The organism is Halopseudomonas nanhaiensis (genome assembly GCF_020025155.1).
GTDB lineage: Bacteria > Pseudomonadota > Gammaproteobacteria > Pseudomonadales > Pseudomonadaceae > Halopseudomonas > Halopseudomonas nanhaiensis.
In genome coordinates, this window is record NZ_CP073751.1 from 1,939,485 (window position 1) to 1,965,856 (window position 26,372).

Annotated in this window: 24 protein-coding genes; 6 read left to right on the plus strand and 18 right to left on the minus strand. The window is 62.3% G+C overall.

What is annotated here, in order from left to right; genetic code table 11:
• Positions 1–13 precede the first annotated feature (13 nt).
• A complete protein-coding gene (locus KEM63_RS08730; RefSeq protein WP_223650762.1) occupies positions 14–499 on the minus strand; it encodes a hypothetical protein in 486 nt (161 codons plus the stop codon).
• Positions 500–613: 114 nt separating this feature from the next.
• Between KEM63_RS08730 and KEM63_RS08735 the strand changes: the two genes are divergently transcribed.
• Together KEM63_RS08735 and KEM63_RS08740 are read left to right on the plus strand one after the other, a co-directional pair.
• The gene (locus tag KEM63_RS08735; protein WP_223650764.1) at positions 614–1,342 is read left to right on the plus strand and encodes an extensin-like domain-containing protein; all 729 of its coding nucleotides are present in this window, start codon (positions 614–616) and stop codon (positions 1,340–1,342) included.
• 93 nt (positions 1,343–1,435) lie between these two features.
• On the plus strand, positions 1,436–1,783 hold the full coding sequence (locus KEM63_RS08740) for a zinc ribbon domain-containing protein YjdM (RefSeq protein ID WP_223650766.1): 348 nt from the start codon (positions 1,436–1,438) through the stop codon (positions 1,781–1,783).
• A 35-nt stretch (positions 1,784–1,818) separates the two neighbouring features.
• Here KEM63_RS08740 and KEM63_RS08745 read toward each other — a convergent pair whose 3' ends face one another.
• The gene (locus tag KEM63_RS08745) at positions 1,819–2,535 is read right to left on the minus strand and encodes a YebC/PmpR family DNA-binding transcriptional regulator (RefSeq protein WP_223650768.1); all 717 of its coding nucleotides are present in this window, start codon (positions 2,533–2,535) and stop codon (positions 1,819–1,821) included.
• 216 nt (positions 2,536–2,751) lie between these two features.
• Here KEM63_RS08745 and KEM63_RS08750 point away from each other — a divergent pair, with 216 nt between their 5' ends.
• Positions 2,752–4,158, plus strand: coding sequence for an MFS transporter (locus KEM63_RS08750; protein ID WP_223650770.1), 1,407 nt, complete (start codon positions 2,752–2,754; stop codon positions 4,156–4,158).
• A 154-nt stretch (positions 4,159–4,312) separates the two neighbouring features.
• Positions 4,313–5,443 (plus strand): serine hydrolase, encoded by a 1,131-nt coding sequence (locus tag KEM63_RS08755; RefSeq protein ID WP_223650772.1) that lies wholly within the window; start codon positions 4,313–4,315, stop codon positions 5,441–5,443.
• A gap of 22 nt (positions 5,444–5,465) precedes the next feature.
• Here KEM63_RS08755 and KEM63_RS08760 read toward each other — a convergent pair whose 3' ends face one another.
• From KEM63_RS08760 to KEM63_RS08825, 14 genes are all read right to left on the minus strand, one after another.
• A complete protein-coding gene (locus KEM63_RS08760) occupies positions 5,466–5,930 on the minus strand; it encodes a DUF3429 domain-containing protein (RefSeq protein ID WP_223650774.1) in 465 nt (154 codons plus the stop codon).
• Positions 5,931–5,978: 48 nt separating this feature from the next.
• Positions 5,979–8,033 carry a transglutaminase TgpA family protein gene (locus tag KEM63_RS08765; protein ID WP_223650776.1) on the minus strand — a complete coding sequence of 685 codons (2,055 nt, stop codon included), beginning with the start codon at positions 8,031–8,033 and terminating at the stop codon, positions 5,979–5,981.
• Positions 8,030–8,992 carry a DUF58 domain-containing protein gene (locus KEM63_RS08770; RefSeq protein WP_423747857.1) on the minus strand — a complete coding sequence of 321 codons (963 nt, stop codon included), beginning with the start codon at positions 8,990–8,992 and terminating at the stop codon, positions 8,030–8,032. The genes KEM63_RS08765 and KEM63_RS08770 overlap by 4 nt, the downstream gene beginning before the upstream one ends.
• The gene (locus tag KEM63_RS08775; protein WP_223650782.1) at positions 8,989–9,906 is read right to left on the minus strand and encodes an AAA family ATPase; all 918 of its coding nucleotides are present in this window, start codon (positions 9,904–9,906) and stop codon (positions 8,989–8,991) included. The genes KEM63_RS08770 and KEM63_RS08775 overlap by 4 nt, the downstream gene beginning before the upstream one ends.
• 205 nt (positions 9,907–10,111) lie before the next feature.
• The gene (locus KEM63_RS08780) at positions 10,112–10,684 is read right to left on the minus strand and encodes a HupE/UreJ family protein (protein WP_223650784.1); all 573 of its coding nucleotides are present in this window, start codon (positions 10,682–10,684) and stop codon (positions 10,112–10,114) included.
• Between the two features lie 2 nt (positions 10,685–10,686).
• Positions 10,687–11,334, minus strand: coding sequence for an urease accessory protein UreG (ureG, locus tag KEM63_RS08785; protein ID WP_223650786.1), 648 nt, complete (start codon positions 11,332–11,334; stop codon positions 10,687–10,689).
• Between the two features lie 11 nt (positions 11,335–11,345).
• Positions 11,346–12,032, minus strand: a complete 687-nt coding sequence (locus KEM63_RS08790) for an urease accessory protein UreF (RefSeq protein WP_223650788.1) — start codon at positions 12,030–12,032, stop codon at positions 11,346–11,348.
• The gene (ureE, locus tag KEM63_RS08795) at positions 12,019–12,510 is read right to left on the minus strand and encodes an urease accessory protein UreE (RefSeq protein ID WP_223650790.1); all 492 of its coding nucleotides are present in this window, start codon (positions 12,508–12,510) and stop codon (positions 12,019–12,021) included. Before ureE ends, KEM63_RS08790 begins: the two co-directional genes overlap by 14 nt.
• Positions 12,511–12,519: 9 nt before the next feature.
• Entirely contained in the window at positions 12,520–14,220 is a 1,701-nt protein-coding gene (gene ureC, locus KEM63_RS08800) for an urease subunit alpha (RefSeq protein WP_223650792.1), read from the minus strand.
• A 55-nt stretch (positions 14,221–14,275) separates the two neighbouring features.
• Positions 14,276–14,581 carry an urease subunit beta gene (locus KEM63_RS08805; protein ID WP_223650794.1) on the minus strand — a complete coding sequence of 102 codons (306 nt, stop codon included), beginning with the start codon at positions 14,579–14,581 and terminating at the stop codon, positions 14,276–14,278.
• Between the two features lie 10 nt (positions 14,582–14,591).
• Entirely contained in the window at positions 14,592–14,894 is a 303-nt protein-coding gene (ureA, locus tag KEM63_RS08810; protein ID WP_223650796.1) for an urease subunit gamma, read from the minus strand.
• A 13-nt stretch (positions 14,895–14,907) separates the two neighbouring features.
• Positions 14,908–15,765 (minus strand): urease accessory protein UreD, encoded by an 858-nt coding sequence (locus tag KEM63_RS08815; RefSeq protein WP_223650798.1) that lies wholly within the window; start codon positions 15,763–15,765, stop codon positions 14,908–14,910.
• 167 nt (positions 15,766–15,932) lie between these two features.
• Positions 15,933–16,178: a phosphopantetheine-binding protein gene (locus KEM63_RS08820; protein WP_223650800.1), complete on the minus strand. Its 246-nt coding sequence runs from the start codon at positions 16,176–16,178 to the stop codon at positions 15,933–15,935.
• A gap of 83 nt (positions 16,179–16,261) precedes the next feature.
• Positions 16,262–17,869, minus strand: a complete 1,608-nt coding sequence (locus tag KEM63_RS08825) for a DNA recombination protein RmuC (RefSeq protein ID WP_223650802.1) — start codon at positions 17,867–17,869, stop codon at positions 16,262–16,264.
• Between the two features lie 201 nt (positions 17,870–18,070).
• On the opposite strand from KEM63_RS08825, the gene KEM63_RS08830 reads away from it, so the two are divergent.
• Together KEM63_RS08830 and KEM63_RS08835 are read left to right on the plus strand one after the other, a co-directional pair.
• On the plus strand, positions 18,071–19,867 hold the full coding sequence (locus tag KEM63_RS08830; RefSeq protein WP_223650804.1) for a DUF1302 domain-containing protein: 1,797 nt from the start codon (positions 18,071–18,073) through the stop codon (positions 19,865–19,867).
• A 16-nt stretch (positions 19,868–19,883) separates the two neighbouring features.
• Entirely contained in the window at positions 19,884–21,257 is a 1,374-nt protein-coding gene (locus KEM63_RS08835) for a DUF1329 domain-containing protein (RefSeq protein WP_223650806.1), read from the plus strand.
• A 90-nt stretch (positions 21,258–21,347) separates the two neighbouring features.
• Here the strand turns inward: KEM63_RS08835 and KEM63_RS08840 are convergent, their stop codons facing one another.
• Both KEM63_RS08840 and KEM63_RS08845 read right to left on the minus strand, forming a co-directional pair.
• On the minus strand, positions 21,348–24,032 hold the full coding sequence (locus KEM63_RS08840) for a LuxR C-terminal-related transcriptional regulator (protein ID WP_223650808.1): 2,685 nt from the start codon (positions 24,030–24,032) through the stop codon (positions 21,348–21,350).
• A gap of 177 nt (positions 24,033–24,209) precedes the next feature.
• A complete protein-coding gene (locus KEM63_RS08845; RefSeq protein ID WP_223650809.1) occupies positions 24,210–26,312 on the minus strand; it encodes a PQQ-dependent dehydrogenase, methanol/ethanol family in 2,103 nt (700 codons plus the stop codon).
• Between the last annotated feature and the right edge of the window lie 60 nt (positions 26,313–26,372).

Genomic DNA, 26,372 nt, shown 5'->3' on the forward strand with positions numbered 1-26,372 from the left:
GTCGCAACAGGTGCTAGCGCTCGCCGTCGGTCTTGCCTTCGGCGTTTTGATCCGCTGGGAATTCCCGGTCTACAGTCCGCGCTGGCTCTAGCGGCTCGTCAGGGTTGCCGTCCCAACGCTTGCCGTCCAGAGGATCTGTCCGACCCAATTCGGCTTCGTCGAGCCCACCACGCGCGCCGATTTCATCGATCCCCGCCTCTGACAGTTGCTGATCGGCAGGTTCGCCGGCACCCGGCTCGTTTGGCGAGCGCGCGCCGTCATCAGGCAGAATCGTCTCCGGCGTGACGTCGTCCATCGTCGGTCCACCGCCCGGAAACGAAGCCTCGGTCAGCCCCGCCTCGCTGACGCGCTCGGGATCCAGTCCGCGCTCGGAGGGCTGCTCGCCTACAGGTCCCATAACGCCTTCGTCAGGAAACTCCAGCTCGTCAACTTCCGCTGCCACCTCGGTTGGGTCGATCTGTGTGTCAGGCGGGGAGCGATCATCGCGTTGTCGGTTCATACGGCATCTCCTGTTGGTGTCTGTTCAGTTGACGGTCAGGCCGGGTGAAAATTCCCCGGCATTTTTGCCTGGCGCAAGAGTCAAAAAGGGTGTTCCGGCAGGCAGTGGTGCGAAGTGAAAAAGCAACAATGGATAGCGCTTGGATGGTTTTCGCTCAGGTTGGCGGCATTCTCGATATTCTGCCTGGCGGTGTATGTCGCCGAGCCCTGGCGAGCGGTGCCAGCCTATTGGAACCCCTGGGCGCCGCTTACGTTGGATGACCCGATGAACCCGGTCACTCACTGGAAACTGGCCAGACTGAAAACCGACCGCACAGCCTGTCATGCGGTGCTCGACACTGCAGCAACCCTGAACTACACAGCGCTGGATGACTACACGCCCATTGCAGGCTGTCCGCTGACCAATGTGGTCAGGATCAACCGTAGCGAGCTGACGTTCAACGCGCCGTTCACGGTGACCTGCCCCCTCGCTGTCCGCTGGGTGATGTTCGAGCGTCAACAGCTGCAACCGCTGGCACTCGGGCACTTCGGCACCCGGGCAGATCGCATCGAGCACTTCGGCAGTTTCGCCTGCCGCAACGTCTATCACCGCGCCAGCGGCAGACGCAGCCAGCACGCAACTGCCTCTGCATTCGACATTGCCGCGTTTCGCATGCGCGACGGCACGGTAGCCAGCGTATTGCGCGACTGGGACAACGATAGCGAGCCGGCCAGGTCAGCATTTCTGCAGGATGTGCATCGCGCCGCCTGCGATTACTTCGGCACCGTTCTTGGGCCGGACTACAACCAACCACATGCCAATCACTTTCACCTGGACACCAGCGGGATGGGTTTCTGCCGCTAGATGCCGCCGCGCATTGCGCGAACCGACGCCAGTCTGGCACCATGCGCGGCCTCTAGCAGCTCATCGTGAGCGCGCAGTGAACGAAGGTTTTCGATGACTCCCCTGCCACCCTGCCCCGCCTGCAACTCCGAATATACCTATGAAGATGGCTCGCAACTGGTGTGTCCGGAGTGCGCGCATGAATGGTCAGTCGACGGTTTTGAGACTGGGGGCGAAAGCGTTGCTGAAAGATCGATCCGCGATGCCAATGGGACGCCGCTGGCAGACGGCGACACGATCACCGTCATCAAGGATCTCAAGGTCAAGGGGAGTTCCCTGGTGGTCAAGGTCGGCACCAAGGTGAAGAACATTCGCCTGGTTGATGGCGATCACGACATCGACTGCCGGATCGAGGGCATCGGCGCAATGAAGCTCAAATCCGAATTCGTGAGAAAGGTCTAACCCAGGAAGCGCCCGCGGTCGCGGGCGCCTGCGGTCTACACTTCTGCGTTGTGGTAGACGTTCTGCACGTCGTCGACGTCATTGAGCATGTCCAGCAGCTTGTCCAGCATCTCGACATCTTCGCCGCTGATGGCGGTCATCGTCTGCGGCAGAAACTGTACTTCGTCCACGGCGAAATCAATATCGCCGAACGCATCGGCCAATGCCTGCTTGGCTTTGGCGTATTCGGTGTTCGGGGTAAACACCGTGATGCTGCCGCCTTCGTTCTCGATATCTGTGACATCAACGTCTGCCATCATCAGTGCTTCCAGCACCGCTTCTTCGTCATTTCCAGCAAAGGCCAGGATCGCGCAATGGTCGAACATGTGGCTGACACTGCCGGCCACGCCCAGCTTGCACTTCGTCTTGGTGAAACAGTGGCGGACATCGGCAATGGTGCGATTCGGATTGTCGGTAAGGCAGTCGACGATGACCATGCAGTTGCCTGGCCCGAAACCCTCGTAACGAGCCAGCGCAAAGTCCTCGCCACCACCACCCTTGGCCTTGTCGATTGCCTTGTCGATGACGTGCCCCGGCACCTGATCCTTCTTCGCCCGCTCGATCAGACCGCGGAGCGTCAGATTGCCAGTGGGGTCCACGCCGCCCGACTTGGCACTGACATAGATCTCCCGAGCGTACTTGCTGTACAGCTTGGTTTTGGCATCAGCCGTCTTGGCCATGGATTCTTTGCGGTTCTGGTAGGCGCGTCCCATGTTTACATCCCAGTGAAATCGGAAAGCCGCCGATTCTACCCGCACTCGGCCGGCATATCCATGCCGCGCCGACGCTGCCAGATCGAGCGCTAACCGCAGCTTCACGGTCGACGTCAGCTCCTTCGAGTACCAGGCATCGAGGCTCGACGAACATCGCACAAGAACGCATTATGTCTCCCCACGAGATAACAATAACAACCGCCCGGAGACGACCCCATGTCGTTGAGACTGCGTACCAAAATCGCTTATGGTTCTGGCCAGATCGCCGAGACCGTCAAGAGCACCGGATTCGATCTGTTTCTGTTCTTCTATTTCACCCAGGTACTCGGCTTGAGCGGCGCGCTGGCGGGTACGGCGGTCATGATTGCGCTGACTTTCGACGCGGTGACAGACCCTCTGGCCGGCCGGCTTTCGGACAACTGGCGATCTCCACGCGGTCGCCGTCACCCGTTCATGTACGCAGCCGCGCTGCCCCTCGCCCTGGCCTGGTTCGGTCTGTTCATGCCGCCGCATGGGCTGGACCAGATCGGCCTTTTCCTCTGGTTGACCGGCTTCGCCATACTCGTGCGCGGCGCGATGACCCTGTATTACGTCCCCTATCTGGCACTCGGAGCGGAGCTCACCACCGATTATCACGAGCGCACATCGGTCGCCTCATGGAGGGGAATCAGTGGCGTACTCGGCGCCACACCGGTGATTCTGATCGGGATTCCGCTTTTTTTCCCGGAGACTCCGGAGTTCGAAAACGGCTTGTTGAACCCGGCAGGCTATCCGAAGGTGGCGCTTTGTGGTGCGATCATCATGGGCACGGCGATTCTTATCTGCGCCTGGGGCACCCGCGACCGGATCCCCACGCTTCCCTCTGCCCCTGACAAGGGTCAGCGGACGCGCCTGCGCGATGACGCAGCCGCCGCCTGGAGCAACGTTTCATTCCGGGCACTATTCATCGGCACCATGCTGGTCGCCATATCGATTGGCGTGGTGCAAACACTCAACGTTCATTTGAACGTCTATTTCTGGCGGCTCCCCAGTTCAGCGATAGCCTTTCTCGCCACAGGCGCCCTGATCGGCTGGATCGTGGGCATCGTTCTGGCAGGCCCGATGCACCGGCGCTTCGACAAGAAGCCGACGATCATTGTCGCAGCGCTGACTGCCTCGCTGGCCGGCAATATCGCGGTAGCCGCCAAGTTGGCCGGGGTATTTCCAGAGCAGGGTACGCCACTGTTCGTGCCGCTTATCCTGTTTTTATTGTTCGTGGGCGGCGCGGCGTCGGGAATGGCGATCATTACCGGCGGCAGCATGATGGCGGACGTGGCGCATCAGCACGCCATGCGAACCGGACGTAACCAGGAAGGCTTTCTATTCAGCGCGACCGCATTCACCGGGAAACTGTCGGTCGCCGTTGGTTATTTCATCGCCGGCGCAGGTCTCGACCTGATTGCCTTTCCGCTTCAGTCCGAGCCAAGCCAGGTCAGCGCGGACGCGGTTACCCGGCTGGCCTGGCTGAACCTGTCTGCCTGCGTGTTCGGTTTCATTTCGATCTACGCGTACCGGTTCTATTGCATCCACGATAGTGCTCCCCCTGCCAAGCGTCCGGATGCGCTTGCCAGCCCTCTAAGCTGAGCGTCTCCCCGTCTGCCAAACGTCGAGAGATGCCTGCTGGAAGCCCCATGCCGCGTGCGCTCGCGAACTTTACCAGCGCTTCGCTGCCTTAAGCTGTGAACCCTGCTAGCAGCTGACGATCAGCAGCAACCTGCAATGGGGCATGCAGTCTGTCGTGACCGTTCGAAGTGAATGCGGCGAAGCCCTGGCGCTGCTCGACCCAAGCAAATTCAACGATCGGATGGACTACACCATGAGACGCTCACTGCTCATCACCACCTTCGCTCTACTCCCCGGCCTCGCGTGTGCCGCCACGGACTGGCAGAAGTCCCTTCAGGACGAGATCACACGGATCGACAATTACTTCCCCGGCGAAGTCGGCTTGTACGTGCAGCAGCTCAGCGACGGCGCTTCGCTTTCCTGGCATGCAAACGAGACCTGGCACCTGGGCTCGCTGACCAATGTGGCGATCGCCGTTGAAGTGTTCAGCCGGATCGACAAGCGCGAGCTCAGCCTGAGCGACACCATTGAATTGACGCAAGCCCATATCGTCGACGGGCCGGGGGAAACCAGCCAGCATCAGCCGGGTACCGCGCTGGGCGTGGGTTATCTGCTTGAACAAATGCTGGCTTCCGGTGACCCGACGGCCACGGAGATACTGATCAGCGAGGTTGGCCTCGATGCGGTCAACCAGCGCGCGCAGCAGTTGTTGCCGCCGGGAGACGACTATCAGGAGCTGGGTCCCATTGTTCGGCCGCTGGAGATGTACCGCAATGTGTTCGGCATCCTGCATCGCGGGGCATTCGATCTGAGCGCTGAGGACTTCATGGAAATCCGCCAGGCTGGCGATGATCAGGCGCAGCTCGAGGCTTTTCAGCAGCGCCTGGAGGTTGGGCCGCAGGACATGAAAGTACCGGATCTCGCCAGCGCCTATGCCATGTACTACGCCACGCCGATTCATGGCGGAACGCTCGACAGTTACGGGCAGATACTAGCTGCGCTCAACGCCGGTCAGGGGCTGAGCCGAGAGAGCGCGGATGCGCTGCTGACAATGATGCAGCTCGGAAAGGGTCCTATGGGCAGCCACCTACCTGAATCGGCTCGCTTTGCGCAGCAGAGCAGCCAGCTGCCGAGACGGGCATGCGACGCTGGCATCATCACATCGGCCGGGGGCGGCGCTGCTTCAGCTCAAGGCGTGATCATAGCGGCCTGCACCCGAGGCGCGGCCACCGCGGAAGAAGCCAGCAAGGCCCTAGCCGATATCGGCCAGGCAATCGCCGCGTCGGGTGTACTGCAACAGGACTGACGCTGATGCGCGGGCGTCTGACTTAGAGTCGATTCACAGTGCTCAGCCAGGCAATGCCCAGGCACATCACTACTACGACACTCAAAGGCTTGCGCAACGAGGGGTACCACACCGGTGCCAACCCGTGTCGCACCGCCCAGATATCAGCGAAATACAGCGTGGCGAACGCGATGAAGATCACTGGCAGCCCGAAGTTGACCGGTAGGCTTAGTGCTACCCAGCCGAGCAACGGCGGAATCACCGACAGGCCCAGCTGTATCGGCGCCTTTTCGCTACGCTCGTCTGCGCGCATTGCAAGGCCCCAATGGATCGCCCCCATGAAGGCCAGAATCACCGCGGCGTAAGCCATGAGTTCCTCGAGCACCCGCTCGCGCCAGGCTTCGGGCGTCACCCACATGCCCAGGGCACCGGTAACGAACGGCACCAGACCGGCCATGCCGAGGCCCACCGCCAGGCGTGGCGGACGTATTGCGCTAAATGGATGCATGCTTGCTCCAGCTATCCGTGAAGGGGTGATCCTTCGAACTGCGAATCATTATAGGTCTGGCCGCTCTGTGGGCAAGTCATGATCCGAAACGGGCCGGATCGGGCGCGGCGGTTTGCGTCGGGGTATCACGCTCAGCAGGTGCCCGAGCGATCGGGTCAGCTCCCTGCTCTGCTGGCGTCCGCGTGCAGAAGCCTCCTGCGAGTAGGTAAGCCGCACGTAGTCGTCAAAGAACGCTGCGAGTTGTCCGCGTTGGTCCGGCAATGCCTGGCTCAGTCGCGCCTGCCATGCTCGCGGGCCCTCGGACACTCCTGCCTGCAGCCCGATGCGGGCCAGCCGCCGATTCAGCTTGAGCCAGGCATCCTGCCGCGGGTCGCGCCGTCGCCGCTGAGGCCGCAACGTCCACAGAGCCAGCGGAATCATCACGGCTAGCGCTGCAATCAGTGCGTATAGTCCGATACGCTGCCAGTCGGTCGTCCCCAGCCAGCGTTTGAAGAAGTCGAGCTGGCGTTCGCTTTCATATCCAAGCACCTTGAGCTGCCACTGGTAGTTCACATCGTCCCACGCCAGACGGATGTCGTTGACCCAGCCGATAGTACGGTAGCGGGCACTGGCGAGGGGTGCATCCTCGAGGAACGAGCCTTCATCCATGATCGCATTCTGAATGCCCTCCTCGATCCGCTCGGGAGCGACCTGGAAGGTCGGGTCCACCGACACCCAGCCCTCGCCCTGAACCCAGGCTTCGACCCAGGCGTGAGCGTCGAACTGATGAACCAGTACATAGTTGCCCCGAGGATTGATCTCGCCGCCCTGGTAGCCCGCCACTATGCGCGCCGGAATTCCCGCAGCACGCAGCACGAAAGCCATGGCACCGGCGAAGTGTGCACAGAACCCGCGTCGCTTATCGAACAGGAACTCATCGTTGGTATGCCGGCCAAGCCGGTCCGGGCGCAAGGTGTAGTAATAGGGCTCGCGATTGAAGTGCTCGAGAACAGCCTGGATGAGCTCGCTGTCGTCCGGATAGTCCTTGCGCAGCTCGGCCGCCCAGGCACGCGCTCGCGGGTCCGAACCCTCCGGCAAGCCTGTGTAGACCCGCCGCTGGATCGGGTCCAGACGCTCCGGATCGAGGCGGCTCTGGGGCCAGGAGGTGGCCGAGTAGAACAGCGTCTGGCTGATGGGACGGCGCGCCTGAAGCATGAAGTCGCGGGTGAGCAGCAGTCGATCGTCCAGGCTGGTTGCGCCTCGCAGGCTGAATGTCCACGCCTGGCCCGTCGCCGGGATCATCACCTGATAGTCGATCGAATCACCGATCGCTTCCCAGGGCGGCACCGGGCCACTGGACGCGAAACCCGAATGGCTCCAGTTGCGACCATCGAAGTGGCCGAGCGTCAGCGCTCGCCAGTAGAGCTGCGGATGGGGCGGGATGTCGCCCGAGAAGCTCGCGCGGAAGGCCAGGTTGCCCGAACGCGCCACTTCTGCAACATCTCCCGGGGCCATGCTTTCGGCCAGGCCGATCCGATCCTGCCCGGGCGTATTCACCGCCCACAAGGGGCCGATACGCGGGAAGACCAGAAACAGGACCAGCATCAGCGGTATGGCCTGAAACAGCATCACCGCCCCCGTGCGGAATGCCCGTGCCGGATCGTTGCGCGCAGGCGTCTGCTGCAAGCCAACCAGGGCCGCAACTAGTACCAGCAGCGAAAAGCACTGATACAACGCCAGGGCGATGCTCTGGTCGAACAGAAAGGCGGTGGCGACGATAAAAAAACCCAGGTAGATCACCACCAGGGCGTCGCGGGGGGCTCGCATCTCAAGCAACTTGAGCATGAACAGCAGCAACAGCAGCATCACCGCAGCATCGAGACCAATCAGCGTCCCCTGCGTGACGAACACCCCGGCACAGGTAGTGACCAGCGCCAGCACCTTGATCAACTTGCCGGGATAACCCCAGCGCATACGCTGGATCTGCACCCGCCACACGGCGCAGACCACCCACAAAACCGCGACCCAGATGGGCAGCCGCGGCAGATGAGGCGCCAGCACCACGACCTGAGCCGTGAGCAACCAGACGAGGCTGTTGCGTGGTACCAGTCCGGCGGCGCTCATGTCCCCTCCTGATACAGTGCCACTGCGCGCAGACAGGCGTCGCGATGCGCCTCGCCCAAGCCAGGCTCGAGGCGCGTTCCGCCCAGCACCAGCCCGTAGGGTTGAGCGGACTGTTCCAGCTGCAGTATCCAGCCGGTCAGGCAGCCGAGGCGGCCCTCCAGATCCAACGCTGGCGCGTCTTCAAGGCTAAGCCAGAGATTGCTCTGGGTGGGCTCGGCAAATATCTTGCTGTGCAACCCTTGCCCACGCGACCAGGCGCGCCAGTCCAGACGTCGCCTGGAATCACCCGGCTGGTAATCGCGCAGACCCTGGAAATCTTCCACGCCCTCCCCACGCGGCTGCTCGCCCTCGCCTTCGCGGTTACGATTCTGTCTGGGCAGCTCGGCTTCCACCGGACTCGGGTACACCAGTACCTGCCAGTTCAGATCCACCAGACTCCATGCGACGAACCAGCCTAGTGGGTAACGCGTTTCGACTCGCAGCCGCCCCGGCCGGAACCACCCCCGGCGATGGGTGGGATGGTATAGCGTGGTGTCGATTTCTCCCTTCGCCGGCACGTCGATGCGACGCTCCTGGGCACCCCGCCAGCGCAGGCTTATCGATTGATGCTCTCGGCGGCCGCCTCGGAGCTTGAGTTCGAAGGGTGCCGCCTCGCCGGCAAACACGGAACGGCTGCCTGCCGATTGCAACTGCAGACCGGCAAGGTTGCGATAGGTGTGGTGCAGCGCGACCCAGAACAGGCTGCCCAGTGTAAAGGTCACTGCATAGACCAGGCTGTTCTGGTAATTGATGGCACCGAGCAACATGATCAACAGCAACAGCAGCATGCCCATCCCTGCCCGACTGGGCAGGATGAAGATCCGCCGGTGGTCCAGCCTCACCTGACTGGCCGCAGGAATCCGCCGGTTCAACCAGCGGGCGAACGCCCCTCGGGGGCGTGCCGAGGACCGCGCCGTCACACTGCCGGTACTTCGTTGAGCAGCCACTGGGCCAGCCCTTCGCCACCGTGACCTGCGGGATCTTCGCTGGCTCGCAGTCGGTGGGTGACCACCGCTGGCAATACCGCCTGCACGTCTTCAGGAATGACGTAACTACGATGCTGCAGCATCGCCCAGGCACGCGATGCGGCGAGCAGACCGAGACTGGCGCGCGGCGACAGGCCCCAGGCACAGACCTGACCTTCGCGCGTGCGGTTCACCAGTCTGAGGATGTAATCGATGATCGCATCGGTCGCGGTGATTTCCGGAACCATCGCCTGAAGTTCATGCAGCTGCCCGCGGGTGAGGACCGGCTGGATTCGATCGAGACGGACACGGCGCGAATCGCCTTGCAGCAGACTTTTTTCCGCCGTAGCCGAAGGGTAGCCAAGCGACAGGCGCATGAGAAAGCGGTCGAGCTGCGATTCCGGCAGCACGAACGTGCCGCTTTGCGAAACGGGATTCTGGGTGGCAATAACGAAGAAGGGATCGGGCAGCGCGCGGGTGGCGCCATCGATGGTCACCTGGCCTTCTTCCATCGCCTCGAGCAGGGCGCTCTGACTTTTCGGCGTGGCGCGGTTGATTTCATCGGCAAGAATCAGCTCGGCGAACACCGGGCCGGGGTGGAACTCGAACTGGCCGCTCTCGCGGTTGAAGACCGACGTGCCGAGAATGTCGCCGGGCAGCAGGTCGCTGGTGAACTGGATTCGCTGGTGGCTCATGCCGAGTACCCGGGACAGAGCCTGTGAGAGGGTTGTCTTGCCCATCCCGGGCAGATCTTCCAGTAGCAAGTGGCCACGAGCGAGGATGCAGGCTACTGCAAGCCTGACCACATGACGCTTCCCGTAAAGAACCTGATCCACTGCTTCTACCGCACGATCCAGCGCATCCCTCATGTACACCTCTTCTTATGCCATCCTGGAACTATGACCCTTCCACGTACGCTTTGGTGCACCTGAAGCGAAGCAGAACAAGGCGGCGAAGAGGAAACCTGCGAGCAGCCGCAGGATCGACGGTGGATACATCGGTTACCGCCGCGCCTTCGCCGTCTGACCCATGCAGTCTAAACGGCGGCAAGCGAAGCGGCGAGCGCCGCGTGTTTCAACTTAATGCCAACCCCAGGCCGGCCAGCGCGATACCAGCGCCGGCGAGCCGCGCAATCCCCGAAGCGCGCCAGCTGCCGACGCCGATCCCTGCCAGGTGCAGTAGCGCCGTGCTCAGCGCAAACCCCAGCATGTAGTAGGCCATGCCAGCGTCGACGGGCATCTCTGCGCCATGGGCAACACCGTGCATCAGCGCAAAGGCCGAGACGATCACCGCACCGGGCGCCAGCGCCACGCGGCGGGCCCATAGCAGCAGCAGCCCCAGCGCCAGCACCGAGGCGACGATAACCTCCTCGACGCCGGGCACAGCGATACCGGCCACACCTGCGCCCGCACCCGCCAGCATGAAGACAACAAACAGCGATGGCAGGACCCAGCGCGCGCGTCCGCCCAGCTGGGCTCCCCACAGGCCTACCGCAAGCATGGCCAACAGATGGTCCAGTCCGGCAAGCGGATGAATCAGTCCGGAGAACAGGCCTCCGATATCCCCGTGGCCTGGGTGGGCGTAGGCCACGGCGGGCGCGCCAAACAACACAGCGAGTACGGCGCTCCGCATCAATGTGGATGTCATGATCAAGCTCCTTGAGCCGCAGAGGCAGCGGATGGCAGCGGGCGTAGCATGCCCTGGCTAACGATGAAGGCGATGATGTCGTCGACACCGGCACCGCTCTTGAGGTTGGAAAACACGAACGGACGATCGCCACGCATCTTCTTCGCGTCACGGTCCATCACACCGAGATCTGCCCCCACCAGTGGCGCGAGATCTGTCTTGTTGATGATCAAGAGATCAGAGCGGGTGATGCCCGGCCCGCCCTTGCGCGGAATCTTGTCGCCCGCCGACACATCGATCACATAGAGCGTCAGGTCCGACAGCTCGGGGCTGAAGGTGGCCGCAAGATTGTCGCCGCCACTTTCGACGAAGATCAGCTCTACCCCGGGGAAGCGTTCGTGCAGCTCCGCGACGGCAGCCAGGTTCATCGAGGCGTCTTCGCGAATCGCCGTATGCGGGCAGCCGCCCGTCTCGACCCCAAGGATCCGGTCGGCCGGCAGCGCTTCGTGACGCAGCAGAAAGTCTGCATCCTCCCGGGTGTAGATATCGTTGGTGATGACCGCCAGGTCGTAGTGCGGAAACAGGCGCTCGCATAGCGTGCGCACGAGCGCCGTCTTGCCTGATCCGACGGGACCTCCAATGCCTACTCGCAGTGCCGGTCTGGTACTCATGGTGTCGCTCCTTATGATCGAAACAGTCGTGTGTACTGATGCTCGTGTCGGGCGCTGGCAAAGGCCAGCCCCGGCAACCCTGCACCCAATTCGTGGTCGTCGAGGCGCGCAGCGATGTCCACTGCGCCCGGCAGACGAGGCAGCAGGCGATCGAGCAGGCGCTGGGCATCGGTCTGTCCGAGCGGGATCAACTTGGTTGCAGCGCCGGTCTGGTTCTCCAGCCAGCTCCACAGTGCCCCAAGGGCGAGCTGGCGGCTGCCCGTCTGCCAATGCCAGCCGGCCATGGCGAATGCAGTCACCAGCGCGATAGGCTCACCCCTCGGCCAGTCAAGCGCAGCGGGCTGCTCAAGGGAACACAGCAGGCGCAACAGCGCGCCGCCCTGTTGACTGTCCTCGAGGTAGAGTTCAGCGGTCTCCCGGCTGGCAAGCAGCCAGTCGTTCCAGGTCGCGACGGCTTGCATGTCGCCCTGTTCCAGGGCTGCGTACTGCCGCAGGAGAATCGGAATATCCAATCGGGCCAGGCCTCGGGAAGCGAGGCCGTCCAGCCAGTGCACCGCGGTATTCAGATCGCTCACCCACCCCTGCTCGATGACATACTCCAGCCCCTGCGAATACGCATACCCGCCGATCGGCAGCGCCGGACTGGCCAGCTGCAGCACCCGCAGCAATGCGTCATCCGGTGATTCAGCGACCGGCATGAAGATGCCCGTTCAGGCGCAGCAAGGGCGCTGCAGGGGTCGCCACGCTATGGGTATGCCCGTGGTAAGCACCGGGTTCAGGGTTGAACGGCGCGACGATATCCTCCACATCGAGCCCCAGACCCTTGAGCATCCCGTCAAGGACATGATCACGCTGATAGCGCAGCTGACCCGGCTGTACCTCGAGCGCAACATGACGATTGCCGAGATGGTATGCCGCCCGTGCCAGCAACAGGGTGTCGTCGCAGAGTACCCGCGATAGCGGCTCGGGCTCGGCATGAATAATGACGACCGTATCGTCGTCTGCCAGCAGCCGATCGCCCTGTTGCAGAACGCGTCCGCGCGGCAGGAACAGGCCCACCTCCACACCGCTGCGGGTGCGCGTGCGCAGCCGGCTACGGGTGCGCAGCTCATAGGTCAGTTCCAGTTCATGATGCGCCGGTCCCGGGCCGTCAAGCCATTGGTGACATTCGAGCATGGGGCCTCCTCAGAATAGATGGTAACGCTGCGCCAGCGGCAGAACGTCTGCCGGATCGCACAGCAACGCGACCCCATCGGCCTCGACCACATAAGTCTGCGGGTCGACGCTGATCTGCGGCATATAGTCGTTGAGCTTCATGTCGGCCTTGCTGAGGGTGCGCGTGTTGCGCACTGCCACCAGACGTCTCGACAGACCAAGGCGATCGCCGATTCCTGCATCCAGTGCCGCCTGGGAAACGAAGGTCAGACAGGTGTGATTCATCGCCTTGCCAAGCGCGCCGAACATCTGCCGGTAGTGCACCGGCTGAGGAGTGGGAATCGACGCGTTGGGGTCCCCCATCGGCGCGGCTGCTATCGCCCCGCCCTTGAGGATCAGACTTGGCTTTGCGCCGAAGAACGCCGGTTTCCATAGCACCAGATCGGCCAGCTTGCCGGGCTCGACCGAGCCGACGATGTGACCGACGCCCATGGTCACCGCCGGGTTGATGGTGTACTTGGCCACATAGCGACGGGCACGGAAGTTGTCTGCCCAGTCGTTGTCCTCGGGTAACGCTCCGCGCTGCACCTTCATCTTGTGCGCTGTCTGCCAGGTGCGGGTAATGACTTCGCCTACCCGGCCCATCGCCTGCGAGTCGGAGGAGATCATGCAGAAGGCGCCCAGATCATGCAGGATGTCCTCGGCGGCAATGGTTTCGCGGCGAATGCGCGAATCTGCGAAGGCGACATCCTCGGCGATCGAGGGGTCCAGATGATGGCAGACCATGAGCATGTCGAGATGCTCATCCACGGTGTTGATCGTATAAGGTCGGGTCGGGTTGGTGGAAGATGGCAGCACATTGGGCTCGCCGCAGGCCTTGATGATGTCCGGAGCATGGCCGCCACCGGCCCCTTCGGTGTGGTAGGTATGGATCACCCGCCCCTTGATCGCTGCCAGCGTGTCCTCCACGAAGCCCGATTCGTTCAGGGTATCGGTGTGAATGGCGACCTGCACGTCATAGGCGTCGGCCACGCTCAGGCAGCAGTCGATGGCTGCAGGCGTCGTGCCCCAGTCCTCATGCAGTTTCAGGCCCATCGCACCTGCTTCGATCTGCTCTTCCAGTGCATCCGGCAGGCTGGCATTGCCCTTGCCCAGAAAGCCCAGATTCATCGGCAGCGATTCGGCGGCTTCGAGCATGCGCGCAATGTGCCACGCGCCCGGGGTACAGGTCGTGGCGTTGGTACCCGTCGCCGGACCAGTGCCGCCGCCAAGCATGGTCGTGACCCCCGACATCAGCGCTTCTTCGACTTGCTGCGGACAGATGAAATGGATGTGCGCATCAATGCCGCCAGCCGTGAGAATCATGCTCTCGCCGGCTATGACTTCGGTGCCAGGCCCGATGATGATGTCTACCCCGGGCTGAATGTCCGGGTTGCCTGCCTTGCCCAGATGCTGGATCAGGCCGTCCTTGATCGCGACGTCTGCCTTGACCACGCCCCACCAGTCGAGGATCAGCGCATTGGTGATCACGGTATCCGGGGTGTCCGCCCGGCCGCGCTGACTCTGGCCCATGCCGTCGCGGATCACCTTGCCGCCACCGAACTTCACCTCTTCCCCGTAGCGCGTGTAGTCTGTCTCCACGCTGATCCACAGATCGGTGTCACCAAGGCGAACCCGATCCCCGGTGGTCGGCCCGTACATTTCTGCGTACGCCTGCCTGCTGATATCCATAGCACCTCCTGGTGCCGAGCGGCCATGCCGCCCGACACGAAATCGTCATCGGGCGTTACAGCCCGCCCATCACCTGGCCGCGGAAGCCGTACACCTTTCGCTCACCGCCCAGCGCCACCAGCTCGACATCCCGACTCTGGCCGGGCTCGAAGCGCACCGCGGTTCCGGCAGCGATGTTCAATCGAAATCCTCGCGCGGCGTCGCGATCGAAGCGCAGCGCAGCATTGGTTTCTGCGAAGTGATAGTGCGAGCCGACCTGTATGGGGCGGTCTCCTGTATTGGCTACGCTGAGGCGCAGTGTCTCGCGGCCCTCGTTGAGGGTCAGCGAACCTTCGAGGGTCTGTATCTCTCCAGGGATCATCGGCCGAGCCTCATGCAATCGGATTGTGGACGGTGACCAGCTTGGTACCGTCGGGAAAGGTCGCTTCCACCTGCACCTCGGCGAGCAGCTCCGGAACGCCGGACATGACCTGCTCCCGGGTCAGCAAGGTGCGACCGAAGCTCATCATCTCCGCAACGCTACGTCCGTCTCGCGCACCTTCCATGATCGCCGCACTGATATACGCCATGGCTTCCGGATAATTCAGCGTCACCCCACGAGCGAGGCGGCGTTCGGCAACCAGCGCGGCGGTGAACAACATCAGCTTGTCTTTCTCACGGGGCGAAAGCTCCATGGTTACACTCCGTTCAGGTGTTCCAGATTCGCGGCGCGCAGGGGGGGCGGCCGTTTATGCGCGGGCGTAGCCGTTGCCACAACCGCATGAAAGTCATTCGAGCGTGCTCGCCGCTATGCCCCTGATACCGGCCGACCAACAACCCGTGGCGCTGCGTAAGAGCCACCTGCGGCACCCCTGCAAGATCGTCACGCAGCGCATCCAGCTCGTTGCGCTCCAGCATGACGGTGGCCAGCCAGGTACCACTCACACCACAACCACCCAGGCCCCAGCGCGCAGTGAGCAGGGCGTCGCCGCCATCGAAGCGGTTGCGCTCGATGTATAGCGGGCGCCCGTCGCGCCAGATGTCCAGATGCTGATCGACCCGGCCTGCAGAGAACCCTTCACCCGCGGCCGGGCGGCCCAGGCAGAGCAGATCCCACAGGCACAGCCGCGCGTCACCCTCCAGGTCAACCCGGGTAGTCAAGCGGGCGTCGCATCCTTCAAAGGCGATGGTGTCCTGCGGGAGATATTCCAGCGACCCGCCGGCAGCGACGCTGAACCGATTGAGCTGCTGCTGCAGCGTTCCGTTGTCACGGGCGCGGTAGCATTTACCAGAGGACGGAGTTGTCAGCAGAACCGAGGCATCGGTACCGACGTCGGTGTTCAGGCGCAGCGTGTCGCCGCTGACCAGTCCGCCAGGCGGATGAAGGATATAGAGATGAGGGCAACCGGAACCCTCTGGATGCAAGGGTCGCTGCACACGAAGCGGGCCACGATAGGCAAGACGATCGATTACGGTGCGATCCGCGCGACGAACGACGCTGACATGCAGCCCCGCCTGCCAGCTTACTGCACTATCGAGTTGCTCCAGATACCACGCTGCGCTCATGTCGCCCTGCCCCGTCTGCGATTAAGCGGACTGAGCAATAGACGTGCCACTGAATGACGATGCCAGCGATGGCGAGGCGTGACGGATCAGGAGAGGTCATCAGGCTGACCTGATTTGGTGCGCCCTAATCAAGGCGCACCAAAACGAGGCGGCATACCAGTAATGCGTTACCGCAGGCGGGCAACAACGAAGTCATGAAGCGAGCCAACGGTGGCGAACGCTTCCCCTTCGATTTCGTCATCGGGGATCAACACACCAAATTGCTTCTCGATGTCTTCGAGAATCGCAACCACGGCCATCGAATCGAACTCGGGCAGCCCGCCGAGAAGCTCGGTTTCCGCATCCAGCGCAACGCTATCGTCAATGAGCAGGCTGCGGCGGAGCAATGCCTGAATTTCAGCCAGTCTATCCAACTGGTTTTCTCCCGGGGTGGTAATGACAGCGGCGGATTCTGCCAAAGTTGCTGCGGCCACACCAGCGATACTGCAACGCAGGCTCAGCGCGGATCATCCTCCGGCTGCGGCGCGGACTCGCCTGGTCCTTCAGCGGCATGATAACCAAGCTCGAGGCCAGCGCGGTCAGTCCACTGATCGCCAAGTTCTGCTTTAACAGACACGCCCAACTCCTTGAAATCGTTGACCTGCTTCACCAGATTTCCGCGACCATTAACGAGCTGATCGCAGGCTTTTTGATAGGCCTCGGTCGCCGACTCCAGATTCTTGCCGATCTTGTCCATACTCCCGAGGAAGGTGCGCAACTTGTCGTGAACCTTGGCTGCGCGGTCGGCCAGCTCGGCGGTATGCCGGTTCTGGTCCTCGAATCGCCACAGTTGGCGAACGATATTCAGGCTGGTGAGCAGCGTCGTCGGAGTGGCCACCAGCACGTTCTGTTCGATGGCCTTCTGAAACAGCTTTTCATCGGCTTTCAGCGCTTCGACAAACGCCGATTCGATGGGGATGAACATGAACACCATTTCCGGCGCATTCAACCCCGGCAGCTCGAAGTAATTGCGGTCCGACAGCTCGCGTATACGCTGCCCGATGGCTTGGACATGCTCGGCCAGCGCAATATTGCGCTCGGCATCGTCTTCGGCATTGATATAGCGGGTGTACGCATTCAGCGACACCTTGGCATCGATGATCAGGTGCTTGCCCTGCGGCAGGTACACCAACACATCGGGGCGCTGCCGCTGGCCCTCGGCATTGGTGAAGCTGACCTCCCGCTTGAAGTCTTCCCCGGCCCGCAAGCCTGACCGCTCGAGCACGTTTTCGAGAATCAGCTCGCCCCAGTTGCCCTGGGTTTTCTTCTGCCCGCGCAGGGCCGTACTCAGATCGTGCGCTTCCTGGGTGATCTGCCTGTTCAGCTCCTTGAGGTGCATCAGCTCCTGCGCCAGCGCGGCCTGCTGCTGGGTGTCCTTGTGATGAATGTCTTCGACCTTGGTGCGGAACTGGTCGATCTGTTCGCGAAACGGCTTGAGCAGCGCATCAAGTGACTGTTGGCTGTGCTGCGAGAACGCCTGCCCCTTGGCCTCGAAGATACGACCGGCGAGTTGCTCGAACTCCATCTTCAACTGCTCGCGACTTTCCTTGAGCAGCTGCTGCTGTTCGGTGAAATGCTGTTGCCGATGTTCCAGGCTGTTACGCAGGGTCGAATGCTCGACGTTCAACTGTTCGTGAACAGTCTGCAGCTCGACCAGCCGAGCCGTGAGCGACTCCCGCTCGCCGCGCAGCTCCTCCATCTGCCGCAACTGTTCCCGGCTCATGGTTTGCGCCCGCTCGGCCTGCACCTGCCAGTCGTGACTCAGGCGCTCGGCTTCGGTCAGACGTTCACAGATTTCCTTGTGCTGGGCACGTAACGCATCGAGCGTCTCCTGCACGTGCTCCAGCCGTGCTTCCAGCGTGCCGTGCCGGGCCTGATGCTGATGGCCCTCGACCTCGAGACGATGCCCCCGCTCTCGCTGCTCTTCCAGCTGGGCGATGGCTGCTTCGAGTTCGGCCTGGCGCTGATTCTGCCGGCGCAGCAGCAGCGCGGCTGTCGCGCCCCAGCCGACCAGGGACGCGAGCGCAATCACGCCCATGAGCAGTTGAATGTCTGAAAACGGCATGCAGATCTCCTTGGCAAGGACCCGCATTATCCGCCTGATGCACCACGTTGCAACCTCCTCGCTCCGGCAATCCCCCCCATAAGGGGGGTTCAGGCCGGCAACCGGCCAGCATAGTGTCGAGTGGGGCATGAAAAGGCCGTTGCAGACGGCTTGCGACATCACCCCGGGTTCCAATAAGAACAAGCCCGACGCGAGGGAATCATGAGCAGAATAACTACAAGAAAATGGATCTGGGGCCTGACGTCCTTGACCGTAGCGGTCGCCATGGCTGCAGCAACGCCGGCTCACGCGGTACGCTTCGATATTGGCGAGGTGCAAGGCCAGTTCGATTCACAGCTTTCCGTCGGTTCTGCCTGGAGTACGCAGGCGCGCGATGCCGATCTCATCTGGATAAACAATGGCGGCCGTGCCAATGCGGCCAACTCGGACGACGGGCGCCTGAACTATGAAAAGGGCGACGTGATCTCCACCATTTTCAAGGGTACCCACGACCTGTCCCTCCAATACGGTGACACGGGCGTCTTCGTCCGCGGCAAGTACTGGTACGACTTCGAGATGAAGGACGGCAGTCAGGATCTCTACGACATCGACGACAGCGGCCGGCGCGATCTGGCCAAGGCTTCCGGTGCTGAGCTGCTGGATGCGTTCATCTACCACAACTATGCGATCGGCAGCATGCCCGGCTCGGTCCGCGTAGGTCGCCAGGTGGTGAGCTGGGGCGAAAGCACATTCATTCAGAACAGCGTCAACAGCATCAATCCGGTGGATGTTGCGGCTTTTCGCCGTCCCGGTGCCGAAATCAAGGAAGGCCTGATCCCGGTCAACATGCTGTACCTGTCCCAGAGTTTGACCGAGAACCTGGGCATGGAGCTGTTCTATCAGCTCGAGTGGGACCCTCTGGTGCTCGACAACTGCGGCACCTTCTTCTCATTTACCGATGCGGTCGCCAAGGGCTGCAACTATACGGTGGTAGACGGTACCCAGCTCAGCGGCGGACCGATGGTGTACGTACCGCGCCTGGAGAACCGGGAGCCGACTGACAGTGGCCAGTTCGGTGCGGCGTTTCGCTGGTTCGTGCCGTCGTTGAACGATACCGAGCTCGGTCTGTACGCGATGAATTTCCACAGCCGCTCGCCGATCTACAGCAACATTGCCGGGACGGGTGCGCCGACGGGCGCGACGCCCAACGCACGCCTGGATGTGGTGGAGGTCCCGCTCGATGCCGGCTACTACATCGATTATCCGGAGGATATACGCCTCTATGGCGTGAGCTTCCAGACCAACCTTGGCGGCATGTCCGTGTCCGGTGAGCTGAGCTACCGACCCAACCAGCCGCTGCAGATCAGCACCAACGATACCGTGGCAGCAGCGCTGGGCGGCGGAGCGAATCCGTTCACGCCGGTCAACCTCAGCGGCCATTACCCGGGGCTGGTGCCTGGCGTGCCCGCCCCCGCCGGTTACGACATCCGTGGCTACAAGCGCATGCCGGTCACCCAGGCCCAGGTAACGGCCATCCACTTCATGGACAACGTGCTCGGTGCCGACCGGCTCTCGCTGGTTGGTGAAGTAGGCTACAACCACATCGGCGGTTTGAAGAGCGGCCCCGACCCGCTTCGCTTCGGGCGCGATTCTATATTCGGTTCCGGTGAGCTGGCAGTACCCGGGCTCTGCGAGTTCGTGGTCAACACCGCACAGCCGCAATACTGCTCGGACGAAGGCTTCTATACACAGCACTCCTGGGGCTATCGACTGGTTGCCGCGCTGGACTACAGCGGCTATGCCGGCGTCGCGCTGACCCCGAGCCTGGCCTTCTCGCACGATGTGGAAGGCTTCGGCCCCAACTTCAACGAAGGCGCCAAAGCCGCCAGTGTTGGCCTCAATGCGCTTTACAACAACAAATACAACGCCAGCCTGAGCTACACGAACTACTTCGGCGGCGACTTCAATACCCTGACCGATCGCGACTTCGTGGCGGTCAGCGTCGGTGTGAATTTCTGAAGGACGGAGAACAACAATGACATCATTCGCAAAGACAAGCCGCCGCACGCTCGCACTCCTTACCCTCACCGCCCTGTCCGCCGGCGTCCAGGCCGCGGTATCGCCGGACGAAGCCGCCAGACTGGGCAACGAGCTCACCCCGCTTGGTGCAGAGCGCGCCGGCAATGCAGACGGCACCATTCCGGAGTGGACCGGCGGCATGCCGACCGACGCTGCAGCTGTAGACAAGGATGGCTTTTACTCGGAGCCGTTCCCCGACGACAAGATCCTTTTCACCATCACTGCAGCGAATGTCGAGCAGTACAAGGACAAGCTCAGCCCGGGTCACATGGCGATGTTCACCCGATATCCGGAAACCTACCGGATGCACGTCTACCAGACCCGGCGGACCAACAAGGTGCCCAAAGAGATCGAAGAAGCGGTTGCGCGCAATGCAGTCAATACGCAGCTGGTCGAAGGCGGAAACGGGCTCGAGAATTTCGACAGCGCCTACCCTTTCCCCATTCCGCAGAACGGTGTCGAGGCGGTCTGGAACCATATCACTCGCTACCGTGGCGGCAGCCTGCAGCGCACCATCGCCCAGGCGACGCCGCAGGCGAACGGCTCCAATACCATGGTGATTTTCCAGGACCAGTTCACCTTCGCAACAGCGCTGACCGACTATGGCCCGAAGATTTCCGACAACCTGATGTTCTACTTCACCCAGCGGGTACTGTCACCGTCGCGTCTGGCCGGGGACGTGCTGCTGGTGCACGAGAATATCAACCAGGTGAAGGAACCGCGTCTGGCCTGGATTTACAACGCCGGTCAACGCCGGGTACGCCGCGCCCCGCAGGTCGCCTACGACGGTCCGGCGTTTGGCGCGGATGGCACCCGTACAGCGGACAACTACGACCTCTACAATGGCGCGCCGGATCGCTACGACTGGAAACTGGTTGGCAAGCGGGAAATGTACATCCCCTACAACAACTACAAGATCGCCTCGCGGGACGTCAAATACGACGACATCATCCAGGCGGGCCATATCAACCAGGATCTGGTGCGGTACGAGTTGCACCGCGTGTGGGAAGTCGAAGCCAACCTGCGCGACGGCCAGCGCCACGTGTATGCCAAGCGTCACTTTTTCATCAACGAGGATAACTGGCAGGCCGCGGCCATCGACCATTACGACGGCCGTGGCGGCCTGTGGCGCGTCGCTGAAGCCATCGCCCAGCACCGATTCGAGGTCGAGGTGCCCGGCTATGCGATCGAAACGCTATACGACCTGCAGAATGGGCGCTATGTGGCGCTCGGCATGACCAATGAAGAGCGCAAGAACTACGATCTGTCGTTCAAGGCTTCCTCTGCCGACTACACGCCCAATGCGCTACGCGCATCCGGTATCCGCTGACCTCGTGCTCCCTGGCCGCGCCGGGGAGCACCGAACCGCTCCTCCAAGCTGAGCCTTGCGCTTCTCCGTGACTGCCGGGGAAGCGCCTTTTTACCCGGCCTGACGCAGCATGACCGCAGCTTGTGCGCGATTGTCCACTTTCAACTTGGCGAAGATGCTCTTCATGTGCGACTTGATGGTCTCCGGAGCCACGTTCAGATCGCGCGCAATCTGCTTGTTCGATTTGCCTTCAGCGACCAGCTGCATGACCTGTCGCTCCTTCACCGTCAGATCCAGAACTGCCGCTGCCTGACGCTGATCCTGCGCGGTACCCACGCCCGCCTCGCTCCGAATGAGCTGAATGCGCTCCCATGATCCCGGTGCAACGCGCTCCTCGCAGCGCACCACTGTGGCGCCCAATGGGCAGTCGAAGACTATAGCGAGCGCGCCGCTGCTCTCCACGCCGGCCAACCCCCGCTCGAGCAGCGCCGAGTGTCCATGCCCTGCCCCCATCACGCTTTGCAGCAAGCCGAGCGCAACGCAGATTTCGGCATGCCACAGACGCAGCTCGCGCTCTTCAAGCTGCGTGGCCAGCAGGCACGCCCGTTCCTCGAGCATGTCATCCGCTTCGTTGCGATGCAGCGCCAACCACAGGGCTGCGAGTGTTGCATAGACCGTGTAATCCCAGGTCTGCGCGTTGCCGTGGGCCGCGGCCAACTCTGCCAGTCCGTTGGTGCAGGCGGTCGCCTCGCGCAGCTTGCCGTCCAGCAGATTCAGCCGGGTACGTTCCATCAGTACCCGCGCTCGGAGCCTGTCCCAGTTGTGTACGTTGGCAAGCCCCTCGAGCTGCTCGAGCAGACGCCGGGCTCTCTGGTGCTGGCCCTGATGCCAGGCAAGCCGGGCGCTGGTGCAATAGGCGGCGGCCGTGCAATCGAGAAATCCGGCTATGTCGACCAGATCGGTGCCCTGCGCCAGACAGGCCTGCGCCGCCGCCCGGTTACCAAGCAGATACTGCGATTGCGCAATGACCGCCTGCGGCAAGCCGAGGAAGGAAGGGTTGGGGCGATCCGGCATATTGGCGAAACGGCCGGACACACGCTGCAGGAAGTCGTTGAGATCGACGATCCCTTCAGCGAGCCGACCCTGTAACAAGAGCGCCAGTGCGTGCAGTGACTGACGGTAGCAATCGTGGAACAGCATTCCTGCCGGCATGCCGGGCCCGCACAGCGTGGGCGGAACCGTATAGAACGCATCCCAGCGACCGGCATGAAAATGGCTGCAGCTGATGAGATTCAGCAGCACGTTGCGGACCCAGGGACGAAGATTGACTGACTGGTAGCAGCGCTCTGCAAGCGGCCCGGAGACATGGTTCTGATCGGCGAGTCCGGCGAGCATGGCCTCAAGCGCCCTCACCTCGCCCTCCACCCATGCAGCCTGATCGCCCTGCGCCGCGGCATCGAGCGTGATTTCGGCGATCATTGCACGTGCCGCTTCGGGCTCCAGCGCCACGCCCAGGGCCCACCCGCGCGCGATCTTCAGTGCCAGTGGCGCGCCGGATGCATGGGTATGCCAGCGTTTTTCAAGCGCAACGAGGGTAGCGAAATCACCCTGCTCGAGCAGTTCCATTGCACATCCTTCGATCCAGACCCGCACAGCGTCCATGTGGCCGCCTTCCATGCCCAGACGTATCGCGTCCAGCCAGCGCTCGTGACCGGCACACCATTGGGCTGCCGCCAGCAGGAAGCGACCGGCGTCTTCACCGTTGCGGCGTAGATAGCGCGACTTCAGGTACTCGCGAAACATCGGATGCAAACCGTACCAGGCACGACTTTCGTCCAGCGGCTGAATGAAGAGCGACTGGTCGATCATGGCATCGATCAACCCGTGCGCGGCGTGCTCACCCAGTACGGCCCGAAGCATCGCATCGTTGAACCGGTCAAGCAGACCCAGGGGCATGATCGCGCGTCGCTGGCCGGCCGGCAGGCCCTGCAGCGCTTCCTCGAACACGTGACGGATGCATCCCAAGCTCGCGCCATGCAGCGAGCCGGACGTACCGGGCGCGTGCAGGCAGGCTCGCAAACCTGCCACCCACCCTTCGCTGCAACGTTGCAGCTCAGCCAGGTCCAGCCCGGGATCGGCTGACGTCTTGCGCAGCAGATCCCGTGTTTCCTCCAGGTCGAACTTCAGCTCATCGGTTCCTAGTTGAATGAGGTCGTCGAGATACAGGGCTTGCTTGAGCGCCGTCGGAATGGGGCTTCGCGAGCAGAGCACAAGATGAGTGGTGACTGGCGCACGCTGCAGCAATCGACCCAGGGCGCCGACCAGCAGGTCCGCAGACACCCTATGGCAGTCGTCGACGAACAACACCAATGGCCTGGACGCCTGACTCAGACTGTTGATCAGGGCAGTCATCGATTCGGACGGCTCATCATGCGCATCCATCACCGCTGCAGGATCGTATGCCTGCGCTATGGCCGCGAACAGGTAACGCTGGATCTGCCGGACATCCCGGTCATCATCGTCCAGCGACAGCCAGCCGACCGCGTGCCCCTTTGCTCCCAGGTCGTCCGCCCAGATCGTAGCGAGGGTCGTCTTGCCGTATCCTGCCGGGCTCTCGAGCACCGTGAGGCGACTGTCGGCAATGCGGGTGTGAAGTGCCTCCAGTCGGGGCCGGGGAAGGATGCCGCGCCCGCGCCGTGGTGCGAACAATTTGGTCTTCAGCAGTGGCGGGGAGATTTCACGAGATTCGGCCCGGAGAGGACGATCGGGAGTCAGTACGCCTGTTCTCATGCTCATTGAGTCTTTCCATGCTGAGCGGGCTGATAATTGACCAGCCTCTTGTTGTTCTGACGTGCCCGTGAAAACGGCACTTGCCCCAGCATAGCAGTGAACGATGACGAGGGAAGCAGTTGGCGGTCCTGCTCCACCCATCATAAAACGCGCTGATTTAGAGTAAATACTCCACGCTATGGATCAGTCCTGATCTGCCTTGGTCTTCATCGCCTCGGTCCAGGTCTGGTATTCGCGTTGACGGACATAATCGAGGATCTGTTGTGCCTGTTCTTCACTGAGGCTGTCGCCGAAAGCGGCCATGCCCTTCGAGCGGTAGGCACCGTCCAGCACAATGGCGTTCCAGGCCTGGCGCACCGCATCGGACGAATATCGAAGGTCCGGCAACACACCGCCGCCGACCACCCCGGTACCGTGACAGACGGCACAGTATGCGGCGTAGAGATCCGAGCCAGCCTTCAGCTCCTTGTCTGCGACCACCACCGGCTGCGGTGTACGATCACTCTGCGGAGGCGCGCCCAGCGTGGGTAGCGAGGCCGTGCCGTCGAGCTTGAACACCAGCATCCGGCTGACGTTGCGGACGCCGGTTGCCACCACGGCATCGCCACCAAAGAGTGCCGCCGAGCCGCCCCAGCCGGCCATCAGCGCAACGTACTGTTCACCGTCATGGCGATAGGTCATGGGGCCGGCGATTACGCCGGTCTGCGCATCGAAAGACCAAAGCTCCTTCCCGGCATCGGCGGAGAACGCCTTGAAGTGCCCGGCTGCGGTGCCCTGAAAAACGAGATTCCCGGCCGTGGCCAGCGTACCGCCGTTCCAGTGGTGCGGGTATTCAACCCGCCATGCGGCCTTTTGCCTGACCGGATCCCAGGCGACCAGCGCCCCGGATGTGAAGTCACGTGGCAGCTCGGTGATTTCCGAAGACCCAGAGCCGGTGTTGAACCCATGCTTGGCAACGAAGCTCTTGCCCTCGTTGCTGTATATACCGGGCACTTCCTGATACGGGATGTACACCAGCCCGGTAAGCGGACTGTAGGACATCGGATGCCAGTTATGGGCACCGAAGGGGCTCGGCCACATGGTCACCGCTTCCATCTCATACCGTGCACCCGGGACTTCCACAGGCCGACCGGTCTGCATGTCGATGCGCTCGGCCCAGGTTACTTTGCCGAATTTCTCGGCCGAGATAAGCTCGCCGGTCTGGCGATCCAGCACGTAGAAGAAGCCGTTCTTCGGTGCCTGCATCAGAACCTTGCGCGGCTTGCCGTCTATTTCCAGCTCCGCCAGGGTGATCTGCTGAGTTGCAGTGAAATCCCAGGTATCGCCCGGGTTGACCTGGTAGTGCCAGGCAAGCCGGCCCGTATCCGGCCGAATTGCCAGAATGGATGACAGAAACAGATTATCGCCGCCGCCCGGGCTGCGGATTTCGCGATTCCACGGCGATCCATTGCCGGTACCGACGTACATGAGGTCCAGCTGCGGATCATATGCCATGGCATCCCATGCCGTGCCGCCTCCCCCCAGCGACCAATCGGTTTTCTCACTCCAGGTCTTAGCCGCCTCTGCCAGTTCGGGGTGCTCGACAGGCTGAGACGGATCGGCCGGCACGGTATAGAAGCGCCAGCGCATCTCGCCGGTTTCCGCATCGTAGGCTGAAAAGTAGCCGCGTACGCCGAGATCAGCACCACCGTTGCCGATCATCACCATGCCTTTGACGATACGCGGCGCTGCAGTGATGGTGTAAGGCTTGCTGTTGTCGGTGGTCTGCTGCGACCACACAGCTTTGCCGTTCTCGGCATCGAGCGCAATCAGCCGGCCGTCGAGCGTGCCGACGTACACCTTGTTGCCCCACAGTGCGACCCCCCGATTGACCGCGTCGCAGCAGGCATGACGCCCCTTGCTACGGTCGACTTCGGGATCGAAGCTCCAGAGAATCCTGCCGGACTCGGCGTCCACCGCCATCACCCGGCTCCAGGACAACGAGGTGTACAGCACGCCGTCGTGATAGAGCGGCGTTGCCTCCAGACCACGGCTGTTGTCCAGGTCAATGGACCAGGCCAGGCCCAGGTTCGACACGGTGGTCTCGTTGATCTGTTCGAGCGGGCTGAAGCGCTGTTCGGCAAGCGTGCGTCCGTAACTCAGCCATTCATCACCGTCGTCGCTGGTCTCGCGCAATGCGGACTCGCCCACCGCGCCGGCGCCTGCTACTACAGGAGACACTGCGCCGCTCATGCCAAGCAGCGTTGCAAGGGCAGACGCGAGGACGGTGTTTTTTGTTGTTCTCATATGTACTTCCCCTGGTACATGAAATGATCGCAGCAGCCGGTTCGACTCGGAGCAGGCTCA